This window comes from Bhargavaea sp. CC-171006, from assembly GCF_009761675.1.
Classification (GTDB): Bacteria; Bacillota; Bacilli; order Bacillales_A; family Planococcaceae; genus Bhargavaea; species Bhargavaea changchunensis.
This window is the reverse complement of record NZ_QUZH01000019.1, coordinates 18,660-35,318: the sequence shown is the minus strand read 5'-3', so window position 1 is coordinate 35,318 and position 16,659 is coordinate 18,660. Positions and strand designations below refer to the sequence as shown.

19 protein-coding genes and 1 other annotated feature (1 of these 20 cut by a window edge) are annotated in these 16,659 nt (G+C 52.1%); of the genes, 4 read left to right on the top strand and 15 right to left on the bottom strand.

Features of this window, described 5'->3' with window-relative positions; all coding sequences use genetic code 11:
- Positions 1 to 99: 99 nt before the first annotated feature.
- Genes spoVAE through DZC51_RS08840 form a run of 4 tightly spaced genes read right to left on the bottom strand, consistent with a single transcriptional unit; the run spans position 100 to position 2,331 of the window.
- On the bottom strand, positions 100 to 462 hold the full coding sequence (gene spoVAE / locus DZC51_RS08855; RefSeq protein WP_157295021.1) for a stage V sporulation protein AE: 363 nt from the start codon (positions 460 to 462) through the stop codon (positions 100 to 102).
- Positions 459 to 1,481, bottom strand: a complete 1,023-nt coding sequence (locus DZC51_RS08850; protein WP_157295020.1) for a beta-ketoacyl-[acyl-carrier-protein] synthase family protein — start codon at positions 1,479 to 1,481, stop codon at positions 459 to 461. The genes spoVAE and DZC51_RS08850 overlap by 4 nt, the downstream gene beginning before the upstream one ends.
- Entirely contained in the window at positions 1,475 to 1,930 is a 456-nt protein-coding gene (gene spoVAC / locus DZC51_RS08845) for a stage V sporulation protein AC (protein ID WP_198304089.1), read from the bottom strand. The genes DZC51_RS08850 and spoVAC overlap by 7 nt, the downstream gene beginning before the upstream one ends.
- On the bottom strand, positions 1,930 to 2,331 hold the full coding sequence (locus DZC51_RS08840; protein ID WP_157295019.1) for a hypothetical protein: 402 nt from the start codon (positions 2,329 to 2,331) through the stop codon (positions 1,930 to 1,932). The genes spoVAC and DZC51_RS08840 overlap by 1 nt, the downstream gene beginning before the upstream one ends.
- 131 nt (positions 2,332 to 2,462) lie before the next feature.
- On the opposite strand from DZC51_RS08840, the gene DZC51_RS08835 reads away from it, so the two are divergent.
- Complete coding sequence (locus DZC51_RS08835; protein WP_157295038.1) at positions 2,463 to 2,912, top strand: CotY/CotZ family spore coat protein; 450 nt, start codon at positions 2,463 to 2,465, stop codon at positions 2,910 to 2,912.
- 125 nt (positions 2,913 to 3,037) lie between these two features.
- Here the strand turns inward: DZC51_RS08835 and DZC51_RS08830 are convergent, their stop codons facing one another.
- On the bottom strand, positions 3,038 to 3,439 hold the full coding sequence (locus DZC51_RS08830) for a hypothetical protein (RefSeq protein WP_157295018.1): 402 nt from the start codon (positions 3,437 to 3,439) through the stop codon (positions 3,038 to 3,040).
- A 47-nt stretch (positions 3,440 to 3,486) separates the two neighbouring features.
- Positions 3,487 to 4,860 carry a magnesium transporter gene (mgtE, locus tag DZC51_RS08825; RefSeq protein WP_157295017.1) on the bottom strand — a complete coding sequence of 458 codons (1,374 nt, stop codon included), beginning with the start codon at positions 4,858 to 4,860 and terminating at the stop codon, positions 3,487 to 3,489.
- Positions 4,861 to 4,949: 89 nt separating this feature from the next.
- Here mgtE and prpE point away from each other — a divergent pair, with 89 nt between their 5' ends.
- A complete protein-coding gene (gene prpE, locus DZC51_RS08820; RefSeq protein WP_157295016.1) occupies positions 4,950 to 5,723 on the top strand; it encodes a bis(5'-nucleosyl)-tetraphosphatase PrpE in 774 nt (257 codons plus the stop codon).
- A 9-nt stretch (positions 5,724 to 5,732) separates the two neighbouring features.
- On the opposite strand, the gene DZC51_RS08815 is transcribed toward prpE, so the two are convergent.
- Genes DZC51_RS08815 through DZC51_RS08800 form a run of 4 tightly spaced genes read right to left on the bottom strand, consistent with a single transcriptional unit; the run spans position 5,733 to position 8,520 of the window.
- Positions 5,733 to 6,665 carry an RluA family pseudouridine synthase gene (locus DZC51_RS08815; protein WP_157295015.1) on the bottom strand — a complete coding sequence of 311 codons (933 nt, stop codon included), beginning with the start codon at positions 6,663 to 6,665 and terminating at the stop codon, positions 5,733 to 5,735.
- Positions 6,634 to 7,437: an NAD kinase gene (locus tag DZC51_RS08810; protein ID WP_157295014.1), complete on the bottom strand. Its 804-nt coding sequence runs from the start codon at positions 7,435 to 7,437 to the stop codon at positions 6,634 to 6,636. Before DZC51_RS08810 ends, DZC51_RS08815 begins: the two co-directional genes overlap by 32 nt.
- On the bottom strand, positions 7,434 to 8,108 hold the full coding sequence (gene yjbM, locus DZC51_RS08805) for a GTP diphosphokinase (protein WP_157295013.1): 675 nt from the start codon (positions 8,106 to 8,108) through the stop codon (positions 7,434 to 7,436). The genes DZC51_RS08810 and yjbM overlap by 4 nt, the downstream gene beginning before the upstream one ends.
- A gap of 31 nt (positions 8,109 to 8,139) precedes the next feature.
- The gene (locus DZC51_RS08800; RefSeq protein WP_232524099.1) at positions 8,140 to 8,520 is read right to left on the bottom strand and encodes a UPF0738 family protein; all 381 of its coding nucleotides are present in this window, start codon (positions 8,518 to 8,520) and stop codon (positions 8,140 to 8,142) included.
- Between the two features lie 196 nt (positions 8,521 to 8,716).
- Between DZC51_RS08800 and DZC51_RS08795 the strand changes: the two genes are divergently transcribed.
- Both DZC51_RS08795 and DZC51_RS08790 read left to right on the top strand, forming a co-directional pair.
- The gene (locus DZC51_RS08795) at positions 8,717 to 9,118 is read left to right on the top strand and encodes a globin domain-containing protein (protein ID WP_157295011.1); all 402 of its coding nucleotides are present in this window, start codon (positions 8,717 to 8,719) and stop codon (positions 9,116 to 9,118) included.
- Positions 9,115 to 9,912 (top strand): DsbA family protein, encoded by a 798-nt coding sequence (locus tag DZC51_RS08790; RefSeq protein ID WP_232524097.1) that lies wholly within the window; start codon positions 9,115 to 9,117, stop codon positions 9,910 to 9,912. Before DZC51_RS08795 ends, DZC51_RS08790 begins: the two co-directional genes overlap by 4 nt.
- A gap of 419 nt (positions 9,913 to 10,331) precedes the next feature.
- Here the strand turns inward: DZC51_RS08790 and pepF are convergent, their stop codons facing one another.
- The 5 genes from pepF to DZC51_RS08765 form a co-directional block, all read right to left on the bottom strand.
- Positions 10,332 to 12,146, bottom strand: a complete 1,815-nt coding sequence (gene pepF / locus DZC51_RS08785) for an oligoendopeptidase F (protein WP_157295010.1) — start codon at positions 12,144 to 12,146, stop codon at positions 10,332 to 10,334.
- Between the two features lie 49 nt (positions 12,147 to 12,195).
- A complete protein-coding gene (locus tag DZC51_RS08780; RefSeq protein ID WP_157295009.1) occupies positions 12,196 to 13,344 on the bottom strand; it encodes a competence protein CoiA in 1,149 nt (382 codons plus the stop codon).
- A 249-nt stretch (positions 13,345 to 13,593) separates the two neighbouring features.
- Positions 13,594 to 14,253 (bottom strand): adaptor protein MecA, encoded by a 660-nt coding sequence (mecA, locus tag DZC51_RS08775; protein WP_157295008.1) that lies wholly within the window; start codon positions 14,251 to 14,253, stop codon positions 13,594 to 13,596.
- Between the two features lie 239 nt (positions 14,254 to 14,492).
- Entirely contained in the window at positions 14,493 to 14,891 is a 399-nt protein-coding gene (gene spxA / locus DZC51_RS08770) for a transcriptional regulator SpxA (RefSeq protein WP_008296836.1), read from the bottom strand.
- A 434-nt stretch (positions 14,892 to 15,325) separates the two neighbouring features.
- Positions 15,326 to 16,522 carry a putative glycoside hydrolase gene (locus DZC51_RS08765; protein WP_157295007.1) on the bottom strand — a complete coding sequence of 399 codons (1,197 nt, stop codon included), beginning with the start codon at positions 16,520 to 16,522 and terminating at the stop codon, positions 15,326 to 15,328.
- A 132-nt stretch (positions 16,523 to 16,654) separates the two neighbouring features.
- Positions 16,655 to 16,659 (top strand) — a binding site (T-box leader) (it continues 206 nt past the right edge of the window).

The window sequence follows — 16,659 nt, the reverse complement described above, 5'->3', positions numbered from 1 at the left end:
GTAAGGTATGGCGGTGGTGGGGTGTGTGAAAGGGCGATTGCCCGGTCATCCATTTATACCGAAAATGCCCCGCTGCCTTTGTCGGCAGCAGGGTTTGGGTTATGGCCGTCCTTTGGAACGGAACAAAAGTGAAGCGATAAAGCCGAACAGGATGGCGGCACTGATGCCCGAGCTCGTCACTTCGAACATACCGGTGATGACACCGACAATACCATGCTTTTCTGCTTCCTGGAGCGCGCCGTGCGTCAGCGAGTTTCCGAAAGAAGTGATTGGAATGGTCGCACCGGCTCCCGCGAAATCAATGAGAGGCTCATAAAGCCCGAATCCGTCGAGGACTGCGCCAGAGACAACAAGCAGGCAAAGCGTATGGCCGGGGGACAGCTTGGCAACATCAAACAGCAGCTGCCCGATGACACAGATGAGTCCGCCGACGACAAATGCAATCAAAAAAGAAGCCGTCATCCGTTCTCCCCCTCTCCCATCACCAGCTCGACAGCATGACAGGTGCAAGGGATGCTTTCCCCCTGCTGGAAGGAAAGCGGGGACAGAAGAGCACCCGTCGCCATCAGCAGCGCGCGCTTATATTCCCCGTCCATTATCCGGTTGTACACATCTGAAAAATAGATCGCAGCGGAACAACCCGCTCCGCTTGCACCGGAGAAGAAAGCAGGATCCCCTCCGTAGTACTCTTTTCCGGCATCCCTCCAGCGTTCACCTTCCACTGTATATCCCGCTTCTGTTGCCATTTTCCTGAAAAGCTCGGTACCGATGGCCCCAAGGTCGCCGGTGATGATGACATCATAATCCTCAGGCTCCCTGCCGGCCGCTTCCAGATGTCTCCTGAATGTGTCGAACGCGGCAGGAGCCATGGCCGCACCCATATTCAGCGGGTCGGTCAGGCCATAGTCGACGACCCGTCCGACAGTGGCCTGAACGATCGACGGATAGCCAGGCTCGTGAGGGGTGATGGCTGCGATTCCTGCAGCTGTCACCGTCCACTGGGCGTTCTGAGGCTTCTGGAAACCGTACTCGACCGGATACCTGAACTGACGCTCAATCGCACTGTGATGGCTTGCCGCTCCCGCCAGCACGAGTGAAGCAGCTCCCGCTTCCGTGAGCAGAGCAGCATAGGAAAGAGCTGATGTTGAGGTAGCACATGCCGAAAACAGCCCCACATAGGGCAGGCCTGTCGAGGCGGCCGCGAAATTGGAAGGAGTCATCTCATTTACCAGATCCCCGCACACCAGATAATCTGCATCACTGATCGTCTTCCCTGCTTTGTTCAGTGCAAGGTCGCATACATCTTCGATAAGCTGCCGGTGTGCCTGCTCATTGGTTTTCTGGCCGCACAGGTCTGAGTCATACAGGCGATCGAACTGATGACTGAACGGGCTTTTCTTCTTTTCAGTTGGACCTGCTGCCACTGCAGCCGCACGGATGGTCGGTCTGCTTCCAAAATGGATAACACCTCTCGCTACCATCCGACCACCCCGAACTTCACCAGAATCGTCTTGATCAGAGCCACGACAAATGCGGAAAAGACACCGAACACGATGACCGAACCGGCCAGCTTGAACATGTTACCGCCGACTCCCAGTACGTACCCCTCCGTGCGGTGTTCGATTGCTGCCGAAATCATGGCATTCCCGAATCCGGTCACCGGCACGGCGGAACCCGCGCCGCCGAACTGGGCGATCCGCTTATATTTTCCGAATCCAGTCAGCAGCATGGCGATGAAAATCATCGTGGCCACCGTAGGATTGCCTGCGGTGCGTTCCGTGAAGTCAAAGAAATACATATAGAAATACATGATTGCCTGTCCGATGACACAGATGAATCCGCCTGTAACGAATGCCTTCAGCAGATTCAGGCCAAGCGGCGCCTTAGGCGTGATCTGCTGCTCCAGCTGTGAATATGCCTGTCGGTCCATCAGGTTTCTTCCTTCGAGAGAGATTTAATCGTTTCCACTTTTTTATGCAACTTGTCTTCCTCCTCGAGCTCGTCCAGCTTATCTGTTTCCCAAAAAATCTTCAGATCAGCCGACAAGGTGACAGTCTCTTCCGGGAACGCCTTTTCCATTTCTTTGGTGAGCTCTTCTTCAATCTTGGTCTTGGAAAACCGGCTAAGCGGTTTAACCTGTATGCCGACCAAAAGATCTTCCTCCACGAAAACGGCGACGGCTGAGACGATCCTGCCGTCCTCTTCTTTGAGCACTTCCTCCACCTTTTGATTTTCTTCGGGTTCTCCGCCCGAAACGCGGATCTCTCCGGCACCGGCACCGCAGCCCGCAAGCAGCAGGCTGGCCCCAGCTATTGCAATCATCCGCTTCAAGGCGCCACCTCCCATTTTCCATTCAGTATGTCCGCCACTGCTAATGCCTATGCAATCTGTGCGTTCGCCCGGTCGTCAGTCTGGGTGGCGCATATGGTAGACAGAGACCAACAGGGAGGAGGTGTTCAGAAATGAGCTGTTGCGGAAAGAAAGATTTTGATTCCTCTTCCTTCGATCATTGCCTCTGCGACGTGGTTAAAGCCGTGAAGCACATCCAGGACGCCGGTACGGATGATATGTGCGACGACTGCCCGACCAGCTGTTTCACTAAGCCGCTCGGTGGTCTCGGCAGCCCGACTGCTTTCAATACCCGGGTCATCAATCTGCTGACAAAGACCGGAGATGCATTCAAGGTCCACAAGCCAATGTGTGACAAGGATGCTCCTTCATCGTACCCACCATCTTTCACATGCTTCCGGATTGAGAAGATCATCGGAGACTGCTGCGTGATGCTTCGCGCGGTCTTTAAAGACGGCTATACCTGGAAAGCGACTGATCTTTGCGTCACTGTCGATATCCGCTGCTTCTGCGGAATCATCTGCGTCGCCGATGTCTTCGTTGACTTGTGCCCGTACGACTGACCGCCCGCCGCATGGAGTGTCCCGCCGTCCGGAATTGTCCGGACGGTTTTTTATTTGCCTTTAGATGTGAAGTCTAAAAAAAGCTGGCGGATGTCGATCCGTCAGCTTTCAGGGTGTTCTATTATTTAGGATCCATACGGAAACGGCTTGCCTTTCCACCAGATGGCCTCCAACTCGTCGACGGAGAGTTCCCGCTGCTGTTCATCCTCAATCTGTTCCTTTATGAAGAGTCTGCCGTCTTCAAGCTGCTCGATCTCGCCGATCACCTCGCTGCCGTCCTTGAGCCTGAACTGAATGGGACGGTAAACTTCACGCTGGAAGGGCCGCGACAAAAATCGAAGCTGTGTGAGCAGCCTGGCCGTCTCTTCGGGACGTTTAGGAAGTTCATAGACCGATGTGCTCTCTTCTTCCCCGTCAACCTCAACCTCTGCCTCAGCCACTGCCTCCCGGCTGTAGACCGGTTCTGAAACAAAATAAGCAGGCGGCGCATCAACGAAAAGCAATGGTCCTCCGTCTCGCTCTGCCATGGGCTCACATCCTTTTTCCCCATCGTATGCCCAGTGGCGCACAATGGTCACAGTTGTGAAAGGAAGACCGTTGCAAGCCCCAGATAAATCAGGATACTGATGATATCGTTCAGCGTCGTAATAAACGGACCCGATGCGACGGCAGGATCAATTTTCAGCCTGTGCATCAATAAAGGGATAAACGAACCGGCAAGCGTCGCCACAAAAATCGAACCGACAATCGCCACCCCGACCAGGAGCCCGAGAACAAGTTCGTGCTTCCAGAAATAAATAAGACCCACGACGAAGATGCCACAGACCGTTCCGGTGATCAGACCGGTCCCGGCTTCCCGCATCAGCAATTTCATTTTGCTTTCTTCCTCGATATCGCCGGTCGCAATCCCCCTTACGGCTACAGCCAGGGCCTGTGTCCCGCTGTTTCCGGCCATTCCCGCAATAAGCGGGATAAAGACCGCAAGCAGCGCGACCTGGTCGAGGGTCTGTTCAAACCGGCCCATCAGATTCGCTGTCACCATTCCGAGAAAAGTCAGCAAAATCAGCCAGGGCAAGCGTTTTTTGGCCGCCGTAATCGGATTCCTGTCAAGAGTATCCATATCCGAGACACCCGCGAGTTTGGAGTAGTCATCTGAGGCCTCTTCCTCAAGAACATCCATGATATCATCGACCGTGATGATTCCGAGAAGATGCTGCTGGAAATCCACTACCGGCATCGCCAGAAAATCATAATCCTTCATCGTCCGTGCGACTTCCTCCTGGTCGTCGCTGACCGAAACGCTGACGACGCGTTCGTTCATAATATCCGATATAATCGCATTTTCATCCGCAATGATCATATCCCGCAGTGAAACGACTCCCGCCAGGCGGTTTTCATCATCCGTTACAAAAATATAATAGATCGTCTCCGCATCAGGTGCCGCATTCCGGAGAATGGTCATTGCAGATCGCACCGTCGAATTTTCAGGAATCGTGACGTATTCCGTCGTCATGATTGCGCCGGCCGTGTACTCTTCATAGTGCAATAGATCCTTGATCTCGCCTGCATCCTCGTCGTCCATGAGGGTCAGGTACGTCAGGACCTTCGACTTATCGAGTTCATTAAGCACGTCTACCGCATTGTCCGCATACATGCCTGCGAACATGTCTGCGGCGTATCGGGTGTCCATTTCACTCAGGTATTCATCAAACTCGTCATCCGCAATCTCGGATACTTCGAAAATCTCCGCCAGTTCTTTCGGTGACAGAAATTCATACATTTTCCGGCGAAGCTCGGGCCCGGCTTTTTCATAGTATTTCGCCTGGTCGTACGGGTGGCCTGCGAGAAATTCTTTCCTGAATGCCTCGGGGTCCCCTTCCTCCAATAAACGGGTGACCAGATTTCCATCAATATAGGTCTCTTCTTGCTCATTCAGTGCTTCCGGCATGCCGGGCCCTCCTTTCGATCAATCCATCCGCAAATCTCCCGTGACTGTGTTGGAGAACGGCCGTCCGGGGTAGACTCAAGTTAAGGATAATGATTTTGAGTGCGGAATGGGGTGTCTTCTTGGTTAAGTTGGATATTTTCGGCGACCTTCACGGCTGTTATGATGAATTTCTGGAACTGTTCGGAAAACTGGGCTACCGCATCGAAAGCGGGCGTTGTGTCCATCCGGAAGGCCGGCTTCCCGCCTTTGTCGGCGACGCGACGGACCGTGGACCGAAATCAGTCGAAATGCTGAAATTCCTTTTTGGGCTGCAGGATGCCGGACAGCTAATTTATTCCCCGGGAAATCATTGCAACAAACTCTATCGTTACATGCTCGGCAACAATGTCCAAGAAAAGCACGGGCTTGAGACGACTGTAGCGGAGCTTGGCGCCCTCTCAGGCAAGGAGCGGGAGCATATCCGCAAGCGCTATATCCGCTTTTACGAATCGCTCCCGCTCTATCAGATGCTGGATGATGGAAAACTGATCATCGCCCATGCAGGAATCCGCGAGGACCTGATCGGCAGGAAAGATGGCAGCCGCCTCCGCACATTTGTCCTTTACGGAGATATTACCGGCGAAACCCTGCCGGACGGCCGCCCTGTGAGGCGGGATTGGGCAAAGCAATACAAGGGGAAGCCCTTCATTGTGTACGGTCACACGCCCGTCGCCGAATGCCGGTTCGTCAACAACACTGTCAATATCGACACGGGGTGTGTGTTTGGCGGAAAACTGAGCGCACTCCGCTATCCCGAAAAAACGGTCGTGAGCGTACCGTCCCGGCAGCCGTTCCAGCCGGAGAAGTTCAGTGAATTCAGCTGACTTTCCATTCTATCTGCGGAATCCGCCAGCTGCCCTCATATCTTCAGGTACCGGGCTGGTCACCTCAATAGCCACACCGCTGAGAGGATGACTGAATGAAAGCCCTGCACAATGAAGCGCCTGGCGGCTGATCCGCTCTGCGCAGCCGCCGTACAGGGTATCACCTTCAAGCGGATGACCGATGTGGGCCAGGTGAACACGGATCTGATGGGTCCTTCCCGTATGTAGGATTACCGAAAGCCTGGAAATCTCTTTCCCGGGAATCCCGTCTGTTTCCAGCACACTGACTTCCGTGAGGGCCCGCTGGCCGTCAGGGCGCACCGTCCGCTCAATGATGCTGCCTTCCTTCCGTCCGATCGGCTTATCGATGAAAAAATGCTGTTCGCTGAAACTGCCGCGCACAATCGCTTCATACCGTTTGCATACACCGCCAGCCTTCATCTTCTCCGACATCAGATGATGGATGTGGCGGTTTTTTGCGATGCAGACAATTCCGGACGTTTCACGGTCAAGCCGTGTGACAATATGTACGGTCGCCGGCGTCCCTTCCGCCCGGAACTTTCCCGCGACAAGGTTGGCCAGCGTGCCTGACGGCGCATCCCTGGAAGGGATGGTCGCCTGTCCGGCCGGTTTGTCCAGAATGAGCAGCGCATCGTCCTCAAAGAGAATAGTAAGCTCTCCTTCTTCCGGGAATAAGCCTTCCGCAGGTTTTTCCGGGGGGAAAATGACCATCACCCTGTCTCCGGTCCGGACTACATGCCGGACCGTCTTTTCCTCGCCGTTCACAAGGATTTCACCGCCCTTGTATTTGACGGCAGTAAGGGTCCTGCGGGAAATGCCGCAGTCCGCCAGAAAGTCCCGTAATCCGACACCATCCGTCTCCACCGTAAACGAAAGCCGGAATCGATTATCAGTGGACATCGCTGTCGATGAAGGAGTCATGGACCCGCTTCCAGAACGGGAACGGGCGGAATCGCGCGAAGCGCACCCGTTCGTCCGCAACCCGGTAACTGATCGTCTTGACATCCTTGTGGAGTAGATGAAGATGGTCGACTGTCACCATAAAGTCGGGTCCCTTTACCGGTTTCAACACACAAGTGTGGTGAGCCGGCAGGACTAGTGGCGAGCCGACTGTCCGGAACACCCGGTTGTTGATCGATGCCATTTCCGTGAGCTGCATCGCAGGCAGCGCAGGATGTATGATCGCCCCGCCCAGCGATTTGTTGTACGCTGTGCTTCCGGAAGGCGTCGAGACACATAGCCCGTCTCCCCGGAACCTCTCGAAAGGCATTCCATTGAGTTCCACGTCCATGACGAGCGTCACGTCCGGTGATTTGACAGTCGATTCATTCATCGCCAGATAAACGGCATCATTCATGTCATTCCTGTACTGAATGGATACTTCCAAGAGCGGATACTCGATCACATCATAGTCATGCTTGGCGATCGAGATGACCAGTTTTTCGATTTCGGGCGGTTGCCAATCGGCATAAAACCCCAGGTGACCGGTATGCACGCCGACAAATGCCGTTTCCGCGAGCCGGTCACGGTATCGGTGGAAGGCATGGAGAAGCGTCCCGTCCCCACCAATCGTCAGAACAATATCCGGTCCCTTTTCGTCATATACGAGGCCGAAGTCGTTCAGATATTGTTTTGCACGTTCCGCAAGATCATTGGACAGGTCATCGCCCCGTGATTGGATCGAATACCTCATCTCCCGCTGCCTCCTTTTTCCGACTTTCCGAGATTGTCCCTTGAATCGCCCTTATATGTGCTGAAATATCGCTGGGCTTCCTGGATTTCATCCCGGATCTTCGACATTTCTTCATCCAGTGAAAATGCCGCTTCTGCTGCACTTTGCAGGCGCACTTTGATCTCCTCGGGGAAATCTCCTTTGTACTTATAATTTAGCGAATGCTCGATTGTGGCCCAGAAGTTCATCGCGAGCGTCCGGATCTGGATTTCTACGGGAATCACAATCTCACCGTGGATTGTCTGGACCGGATACTCGACAATCATATGATAGGATCTGTAGCCGCTCGGTTTATTCTTCGAGATGTAGTCGCGCTCTTCCGTCACGGTCATGTCATTGCGCCTTCGTATGCATTCAACGACCGCTCCGATATCATCCACAAACTGGCACATGATGCGCATTCCCGCAATATCCGGAATCTCTGTCGCCAGCTGTTCCGAGGGCTCAAATGCAATTCCCTTCTCGAGCGCTTTGTCGTAGATGCTTGCGAGCGGCTTGACCCGTCCCGTCACAAATTCGATCGGCGCGTGTTCGATCTCGGTAGCGAATTGTGTACGCATGCCTTTGAACTTAATCTTCAGCTCGTCGACCGCTTGCTTGTACGGCCCGAGAAACCGTTCCCATTGTCCCATTGGTCACTCCCCCGTTTCGGTCAGGCGCAGCTCAGGCGCCAAGGATCTGACTGAATGCCTTCTCGACTGCTGTCGAAAATGCCTCGCCGTAGTTGTCATTGCCTTCGATATTGAAGACCAGCATCTCAAGCTCGTCCGCGAAGTTCACGAGCTCGATCCTGAGTTCCCCGGCGGATAGAACAGGATTCTGTCCGGCTTGCAGTGCTGTCGCCATCTGCGGCCAGATTTCTTCGGGAAAATGAATATGGACAAACCGTTCTCCGTCATCCAACAAGTAGACGAACGTTCCGGAGTCGGTGTCCGTAATCATTCTTCCCGCGGGCTTCATGGCGGAGATTTCCGCACCTTCCCGCACGTAGAATTCGGTTACATTGCCGGAGGTCCCGGCACTCTGAACGATTGGCTGATTCATCACGATGTTTTCGTCCTTTCCCTATATACAATTCATCTCACTTCAGTCTATCACAGCCTGCATCTGCACGCAGTTCCAATCGGGTACAAAAGTCCCCGCCGCCGGGCCGGAAATCGATTTATTTGTAGAACCCGAATCCGGTTGATAGAATGGGTCTACAATCACAGGCAATGGAGTTAGCAAAGGAGCATGCACCATGACCCGGAAACCCATCATTCCTTTTGAAGAGATCGGCCCGGAGCTGCTGTCCGATCTCGTCGACACATTCTACGGGAAAGTCGCCCGGCATCCGATGCTCTATCCAATTTTCCCAGATGACCTGACTGAAACCGCCAGAAAGCAGAAACAGTTTCTCACCCAGTTCCTGGGTGGGCCAAACCTATATACCGAGGAACACGGACACCCGATGCTCCGGGCCCGGCACATGCCGTTCCCGATTACCTACGACCGCGCCCAGGCCTGGCTCGAATGCATGGCCGAAGCGATGGACGAGGTCGGCTTGGAAGGGAATATCCGTGAAAACTTCTATAACCGGCTGATCCTGACCGCAAACCATATGGTCAACAGGACCGGGCCGGATGAGGAGGGATCCGCTTGAGCTTCCTGCCGAATGCTTCGGAAATGCTGGAAACGGAGAACTCGGCCAAACCGCTTGAATTGTACGTCTTCATCGATCCGATCGATGCGGACTGCTATGGACTGGTTCCGATCCTCCGCCGCCTACAGGTGGAGTATGAACAATACTTCACTTACCGCATCATCATGAAAACTTGTCTTTCGCCACAGAAGACCCTATGCCAGAGTCCGCAAGATACACATGTACCGCACCCTGCCCTGCCGGCAGTGGCCGTCAAGGCGGCCGAGTTCCAGGGCAAGCGTGCAGGCTTTAAATATCTTTCCAGGCTTCTCGACTATCGGTTCCTGAAAGGGCGCGATGTCACGACACCGGAAGTCCTTCTCGAGATTGCCGAACTGATCGGAATCGACATTGCCGAATTCACCCAAGATTTCCGCTCGGTCAATGCCGCCAAATCATTCCAGTGTGATTTATACATCTCCCGTGAGATGGAAGTCCACCAGGCTCCAAGCTTCGTTTTCTTTAATAACAACTTTGAAGACGAGGGTCTCATGGTGGAAGGCATCCATGATTACGATATCTATGTGAAAGTCTTGGAGGAACTGCTCGGGGAGCAGATGGAGAAGTCGGTTCCGCCCTCTCTCGATGAGCTGTTCAGCAAGTATGACTCTCTGACAACCGGCGAAATCGCAGCAATCTATAAGGTGAATATACGGACGGCGGAGCGTGAACTGAAAAAAAGATTGCTCCAGCGGCGGGTTGAATGCATGCCAGTCCGTGGCGCAACCCTTTGGCGAAGAAAAATGGACTTATAATGAATTCGGCCGGGATCCTCAGGATCCCGGCTTTCTCGTGTATTCAATATACAAGTGAGATTGGATTTCTATGTGCTAAAGTCCTTGCCGGTCATTTAGACAAAAAAGAGCACCCGCTCCGGGGGAGGAGCGGGTGCCATTTTCGTATTACACGAAGGGGATGGGGGAAATGTTCACGTTCAAACAAAAGGGGTGTTTGTTTTCGTGAAATATTTCACGCTCTTAATTTATCACGAAATAATTGTTTGCGCAAGATTTCACAAGATAATTCACAGGGTTGTCATATTGTGAACGTTTTCACTTTAAATATTGCTATTACGGCAAAAGGTTCTGAAAGATGTGAAATGGATCTGTCTGTAATCTATATTATTTGGAACAAAAAAAACACCGGAATTTCTTCCGGTGTCCGTCATACCCGTTCAGCCGAGCAGTTTCTCAAGTTCTTCGAGTTTTTCGCCGAATGCCCTGCAGGCTTCTTCGATCGGCTGGCTGGAGGTCATGTCCACGCCGGCCTGTTTCAGGACTTCAATCGGGTAATCAGAGGAGCCGGCCTTCAGGAAGCGGTTGATATAGCGTTCGACCGCCGGTTCCCCTTCCTCCAAGATCTTGTTGCTGAGAGCAACCGCTGCACTGTAGCCGGTTGCGTACTGATAAACATAGTAGTTGTAGTAGAAATGCGGAATACGTGCCCACTCGAGGCCGATTTCTTCGTCAACGATGACGTCATCGCCGAAGTATTTCTTGTTGAGCTCATAGTATACTTCTGTCAGTTTATCTGCGGTCAGTGCCACTCCCTGCTGATCCAGCTGGTGGATCGCATGTTCGAATTCCGCAAACATTGTCTGGCGGAACACCGTGCCGCGGAAGCCTTCCAGCCAGTGGTTCAGCAAATAGATTTTCTTCTGCTCATCATCCAGCGTTTTCAGGAGATGGTCATTCAGAAGGGCCTCGTTGCAGGTCGAAGCAACCTCAGCGACAAAGATCGTGTAATCGCCGTAAACAAACGGCTGGTTCTTGCGCGTATAGTAGCTGTGGACACTGTGGCCGAACTCATGGGCAAGGGTGAACAGGTTGTTCACATTGTCCTGCCAGTTCATCAGGATGTAAGGGTTTGTTCCGTAGGCTCCCGACGAATAGGCTCCCGAACGCTTACCCTTGTTTTCCCGGACATCCACCCAACGGTTCTCCAAGCCTTCATTCAAGATCTCCGCATACTCATCTCCGAGCGGCGCAAGCCCTTCAAGCATCATTTTTTTCGCTTTATCGTACGGCACTTTCATGTCCGCATCCTTGACGAGCGGCGTGTAGAGGTCCCACATATGCAACTCGTCCAGGCCCAGCACTTTCTTCCTCAGCGATACGTACTTGTGCAGGAGGTGAAGATTGTCGTTGATCGTCGAAACGAGATTGTCGTAGACAGCTTCCGGAATATGATTGTTCGAAAGCGCCGCTTCCCGTGCGGAAGTGTAATTACGGATGCGTGCGTTGACATTGTTGGACTTGATCTCGCCGGACAGTGTCGAGGCAAAGGTGTTGCGGAACTTCCCGTACGTTCCGTACATCGCCCGGAACGCAGCCTCCCTGACGGAAGGGTCGCTGCTCTCAAGGAAAGTCGTGTAACGTCCATGAGTGAGTTTTACCTCTTTGCCTTCGCCGTCCTTGATTGTCGGGAACTCAAGGTCGGCATTATTGAGCATGCCGAACGTCTCTGAAGATGCATTTGCCACTTCCGAGAATTGCGCGAGGAGTGCTTCCTGCTCTGCCGGCAGTACATGGGGGCGCTGGTTGTTCACTTCTTCAAGGGCATGCCGGTAAACCTTCAGCCCATCCTCTTCCTCGATAAAACGGTCCACTTCCTTTTCATCAATGGAGAGGAGTTCAGGAACAAGATAAGAAAGGCTCGTGGAGACCCTGACGTAGAGGGATTTTGCACGGCTGTCCATCGCCTGGTATGTGCTGTTTGCGGTGTCCTGGTCGTATCGCATATGTGAATACGTATAGAGACGCTGAAGCCGCTCAGAAATCTCGTCACGATACTGCAGTGCCGCAAGCAGCTCCTTTGGACCTTTGCCGAGTGATCCACGGAATGAATCCGCTTTCTCTGATAGCACTTCAATCGCTTTATATTCTTCATCCCAAAGTTCATCGGATGCAAAGATGTCTTCAAGCCGCCAAGTTTCTTCAACCGTGATCTGGTCTCTTGTCAGCACATCGGTTTTCGGTTCGGTCGTCATTTGGAAAGCTCCTTCCTTCGATAGCCAAAATAAACTCAAGAACATTTTCTCAATATTCACTACGGCTTGCAAGGAATTCCTTCCAAAGATACCTGACCGAGCTTTTCGTCAATTCACGGCTATCCAGGATGTCCCGAAGTCCCGTGATGCCGGATGCCTCAAGGAATTGCAAGTAGGCTGACACGGCAGCGAATCCGTCCCCTCTCTCCGCCGGTACACGTCTCAGAAATTCGCTGATCAAGTCGGAATCTATCGTTTTCACACTCTCCATACCAAATGCAAAAAAGACGAAAAGGGCCTGCCACTCCGCATCATTCTCCTTGAAGGCATCCGCCCCGGAAGTCGGAACGCCTATCAGGGGAGGCAGCCGATCGACATGGATCCGGTTCTCATAACAGGCCCTCAGCAATGGATCGTGAATACCTTTCCTGTTGGACAGCACCCTCCTCTTCAGATAGGACCTGCGCCTTGATGAATAAACCCGCATAAATGCCGTGAAAGTATCCTCATCGATGGGAGACGGAACGGCAAACGGAAACCGCTGTAATGTATAAGGTATGGCGACCATCTTCCCCAGAAATGTATGACCGCTGATATGAATTGGATGAACAAAGTAATAGAAATGTCTGGTCACCGGATCATAGGTCATCAAGAAGTTCCCGTTTTTCGCATCCCGGCGGATGAACAGCTGCAGAAACTCAGGAATGGACAGGGTTCTGACCGGCTGCCCTGTCGGACTCCAGCCTGTCGGAGTTGACGGTATCCAGTGAGGAATGATTCCCGCCCCCTCATAACCCTTCGTACGTTTGCGGACATGCGCCGGCGGGATCCTACTGCATTGAAATTCAATGGCATGAGCCCTGCCATCATATTCGACAAGCAGGTCGGGCCTCTGTCCGATCGATGTCAGGGCCGTCTCCATACCTGTCCTGAGTCCCAGTCCTGTGAACATCTCATAGAGCTGCTGCTTGCCGGCCAGATGGGCCGGCGTCTCCCCTTCCGAGAACATGCTTCGGCAATCGCTCCTTGCCGCATGGGCGAAATGGGGAATCCTGACATCGCCGATTTTCAGCCACATCTTACTGCGACATTGCGGACAGCGAAAGTGGTGAGTATTTTTCAGCTGATGCAGTGATTCCCTCGTCATATCCTGAGTAATGATGATCTGTACCTCATTTTCCAAGATGGCCGCCAACATATTCTGACCGCTCCCCCCTTCCTACGGGGATTGTAAGCGTATTCAAGATTTCAATCAACACTGCCTGCGCTCTTTTGATATGCCACTTTCAGTTTTTGATATTGAAAATTGATCCACAATCAAATTTTGGTGCCGGAAATGCCTCCAAAATAAAAAGTTGCGAATTTTTCAAACTGCAGCTGTTTTTCAAGACTAAGCTGTTTCCGGGCAAAATAAAAAACTGCACGGCAGATCCGTGCAGCCTTGAAATCAGAAGTGTTCTGCGATTGTGCCGAATACGTCTTCGGCGATGATCGTTTTCCCGTACTCTTCAATCCGATGGATCGTTACATTTGTCCGCTGCAGATACTCAGTGAGCACGCTGATCACATCGTCGAGGTCTTCTTCATCGCCAGCGAGACTGTCAAAGCCCACATGGAGATAATAGCTGTCCTCAAATAAGTGAAGTGACGTCCGCAGTGACTCTTCCTTCAGGATTTGCGAAAGCGGGATCAGGTCATCAAATTCACCGACGAGGAAAGTTGCATCTTCCCAGTCGTCCTCTTCCTGACGGAAACCGGGAACATACTGGTCAAGGTTCTGGAGGTCGGCGTAAGAGGATTCATCCTCCTGGAACATCCGTTTTCCCTCCTGGCCGAATGGCGGCTCCAATTGTTTCCCGTCACGGGTCACCTGGGCACGGGTCACGGTCACTTCGAGTCCCTTATCCATCGCATGGACCTGGATCCAAAGCGGCCCCTCGATGGTGAAGTCTGCTTCCTCATCGACTTCCTCCATCATCTCCCAGAACAGCTCTTCACTGCGGTCGCGATTGTACCAGATTTCGTCGCGGGAAAATCCGCGCTCTTCGATATCAATATACGAAATGAAAAACTTTACAGTATTTTCATTGATACGTTCGATTTCCATTTTTACACCTCTCCCTTCCGACGGTATTCTCCGTAAACAAGGTGTGACAATACATTCCGCCGATGGCAAGTGTCCTGATGTCAGTATATGCCGTCCCCTTCAAATCTGGAAAGGCGTGTCCATGCGGAGCGGCTGTTTGTAGTATTAGCATTGTATGGGACAGGATGCAGGAAAGCAAGAGAAAAAACGAAAAAGACTGACAGGTCATTCGGATCATCCCCGTCAGTCAATTTTTTTCCTCAGTTGACCATCCGCTGCGCTTCGAGCAACTGATACGCCCTCACCTTACGCGGAAGGAACCGTCTGATTTCATCTTCGTTATATCCGACCTGAAGTCGTTTGTCATCCAGGATAATCGGTCTCCTCAGAAGGCCCGGATGCTCCTGAATCAGTTCGTAAAGCTCATGGAGCGGAAGGCTTTCCAGGTCGACATCGAGCTTCTGGAAGATTTTCGAACGGGTCGAGATGATTTCGTCTGTCCCGTCCTCTGTCATTCGGAGAATCTGTTTGATTTCATCGATTGTCAGGGATTCGGAAAATATATTCCGTTCAGTATATGGAATCTCATGTTCTTCCAGCCAGGCTTTCGCTTTCCGGCAGGAAGTACAGCTAGGGGATGTAAAGAGGGTAACGCTCATCCATAACACGTCCTTTCAATGGTAGGAAGTTGGAATCTGTTAAATTTATCTGATTAAAATCATTCTAATTATCAATGTGATGTCTTTATTATACACCATATTTGACCATAGCGATACACCGTTTTGAAAAAAGTTTTCATTTAGCCTGCAACCTTCACATCTTCGCTATATTTCCAGCATTAATCAGGCAGGCATTTGCTTCATAACTGTTATACCCATTCCGGAATAGGTACAAACACAGTTCAACAATACATTCTCATTTATTGCAATTTGATTGAAAATAAGTATCATAGCGGAACCTGCCTGCTCTACCCACCTATTAGTACGTCCCGGCAAGAAATAAGTTCCGCTTTATTTGTACTATTTCCCATATCATTTGCGGATAAACGAAAAAAGGCACACACCGGAAAATAAATTGGTGTGTGCTCTGGGTGTCACGGCGTGTAGTCCACGCCTTCCGTATAGTTGTTCGCCGCGTTCCAAAGGAGGAACTCATCAATCCCTGCATCATTGAGGGCTTTGATCTGTGCCTCCACTTCCGCCTTTCCGTATCGCTTATAATTCCCGCTGCCCAGATAGCTGGCAGTGAAGTCCTGCAGCCAAGGGCGTGATACCGGCGGATTTTCGAGGGCTGCCAGCTTTTCGTTTTCAACCTTTGCATATTCGGCCACTAACCGGTATGGCTCAAGGTCCGGCTTTGCAATTCCGAAATATGAGGTCCAGTGGCTCGGATAGATCATCGAAGAGATCACATCCACGTTCTCCGAGATTTTCGAGAAGTTCTGCCCGATTCCAGGGGCTTCAGGCAAAGTGGCCGAGTAACCGAAGATATCTACGGAGACGTCCACATCATACGGCTGAAGCTGCTCCCTCGCGTAGGCGACAAAATCCGTGACCGCCTGGACACGCCGCTGGACCGGGTCCAGCTCCGAGTCTTCGTACTCCCCGAAACTGTATTGCAGAGTGTCTGCCTTGGTCTCAAAACCTTCCGGGAATCGGACATAGTCAAACTGGATTTCCTTGAATCCCATCTTGGCGGCTTCGATGGCAATGTCAACATTGTAATCCCAGACTTCCTTCATGAACGGGCTCACAAACGCCTCTTTCCGGCCGTTTTTCCACACTTGCCCCCCGTTTGTATAGGAGAGGTCCGGCCGCTTCTCGGCAAGCACGGTGTCCTTGAAGACCACCACCCTGGCAATCGGATAAATCTGTTTTTCCTCGAGCTGCTCCAGCATGGCCCTCGGGTCTTTTATGTATGGCTGGCCGATTCCCAATTCACGGAGCGGCGAGTCATCTGCCGGTTCATAAGTCAGGTTTCCGAAATCATCTTTGATATCGATGACCATGGCATTCAGGTCCGAGTTCTCAATCAGGTTCACAAGCCTGCCGAACTTTTCCCCACCGGCGGAATGACCGGTTACAAAAATGCCCCTCACTGCATCCGGGTATTCAAAGTTCAGACCCGAATCAAACCTGAACAGCTTGGACGATGCCACCACCTCGGAATTGATTTCCCCAAATTCATAAGAGAGACCTTTGAAATCTTCGGCAGGACCCTCCGCAGACGCTGCCGGGGCTGCGGCCATCGAGACTGCAAGAGCCAGCGCCCCTACCCATTTTAGCTTCATGCAAAAACTCCCTTTTCCCTTATATATCTCTTATTCTATCAGCTCCTCGGCGCAGAAGGAAGGAATTTCAAGAACATTCATGACAGGCAGTTGCATCTTGCCGGGAGCGGCTATATAATAGTGAGAAATCGATGATC

Excerpts from the sequence above, each read along its gene's own strand:
- spoVAE (WP_157295021.1), bottom strand. The coding sequence starts at position 462 with ATGACGGCTTCTTTTTTGATTGCATTTGTCGTCGGCGGACTCATCTGT.
- DZC51_RS08800 (WP_232524099.1), bottom strand. The coding sequence starts at position 8,520 with ATGAATCAGCCAATCGTTCAGAGTGCCGGGACCTCCGGCAATGTAACC.
- DZC51_RS08830 (WP_157295018.1), bottom strand. The coding sequence starts at position 3,439 with ATGGCAGAGCGAGACGGAGGACCATTGCTTTTCGTTGATGCGCCGCCT.
- mgtE (WP_157295017.1), bottom strand. The coding sequence starts at position 4,860 with ATGCCGGAAGCACTGAATGAGCAAGAAGAGACCTATATTGATGGAAAT.
- DZC51_RS08850 (WP_157295020.1), bottom strand. The coding sequence starts at position 1,481 with ATGGTAGCGAGAGGTGTTATCCATTTTGGAAGCAGACCGACCATCCGT.
- DZC51_RS08835 (WP_157295038.1), top strand. The coding sequence starts at position 2,463 with ATGAGCTGTTGCGGAAAGAAAGATTTTGATTCCTCTTCCTTCGATCAT.
- spoVAC (WP_198304089.1), bottom strand. The coding sequence starts at position 1,930 with ATGGACCGACAGGCATATTCACAGCTGGAGCAGCAGATCACGCCTAAG.
- DZC51_RS08765 (WP_157295007.1), bottom strand. The coding sequence starts at position 16,522 with ATGAAGCTAAAATGGGTAGGGGCGCTGGCTCTTGCAGTCTCGATGGCC.
- spxA (WP_008296836.1), bottom strand. The coding sequence starts at position 14,891 with ATGAGCGTTACCCTCTTTACATCCCCTAGCTGTACTTCCTGCCGGAAA.
- mecA (WP_157295008.1), bottom strand. The coding sequence starts at position 14,253 with ATGGAAATCGAACGTATCAATGAAAATACTGTAAAGTTTTTCATTTCG.
- yjbM (WP_157295013.1), bottom strand. The coding sequence starts at position 8,108 with ATGGGACAATGGGAACGGTTTCTCGGGCCGTACAAGCAAGCGGTCGAC.
- DZC51_RS08815 (WP_157295015.1), bottom strand. The coding sequence starts at position 6,665 with ATGACTCCTTCATCGACAGCGATGTCCACTGATAATCGATTCCGGCTT.
- prpE (WP_157295016.1), top strand. The coding sequence starts at position 4,950 with ATGATTTTGAGTGCGGAATGGGGTGTCTTCTTGGTTAAGTTGGATATT.
- DZC51_RS08810 (WP_157295014.1), bottom strand. The coding sequence starts at position 7,437 with ATGAGGTATTCGATCCAATCACGGGGCGATGACCTGTCCAATGATCTT.
- DZC51_RS08780 (WP_157295009.1), bottom strand. The coding sequence starts at position 13,344 with ATGTTGGCGGCCATCTTGGAAAATGAGGTACAGATCATCATTACTCAG.
- pepF (WP_157295010.1), bottom strand. The coding sequence starts at position 12,146 with ATGACGACCGAACCGAAAACCGATGTGCTGACAAGAGACCAGATCACG.
- DZC51_RS08795 (WP_157295011.1), top strand. The coding sequence starts at position 8,717 with ATGACCCGGAAACCCATCATTCCTTTTGAAGAGATCGGCCCGGAGCTG.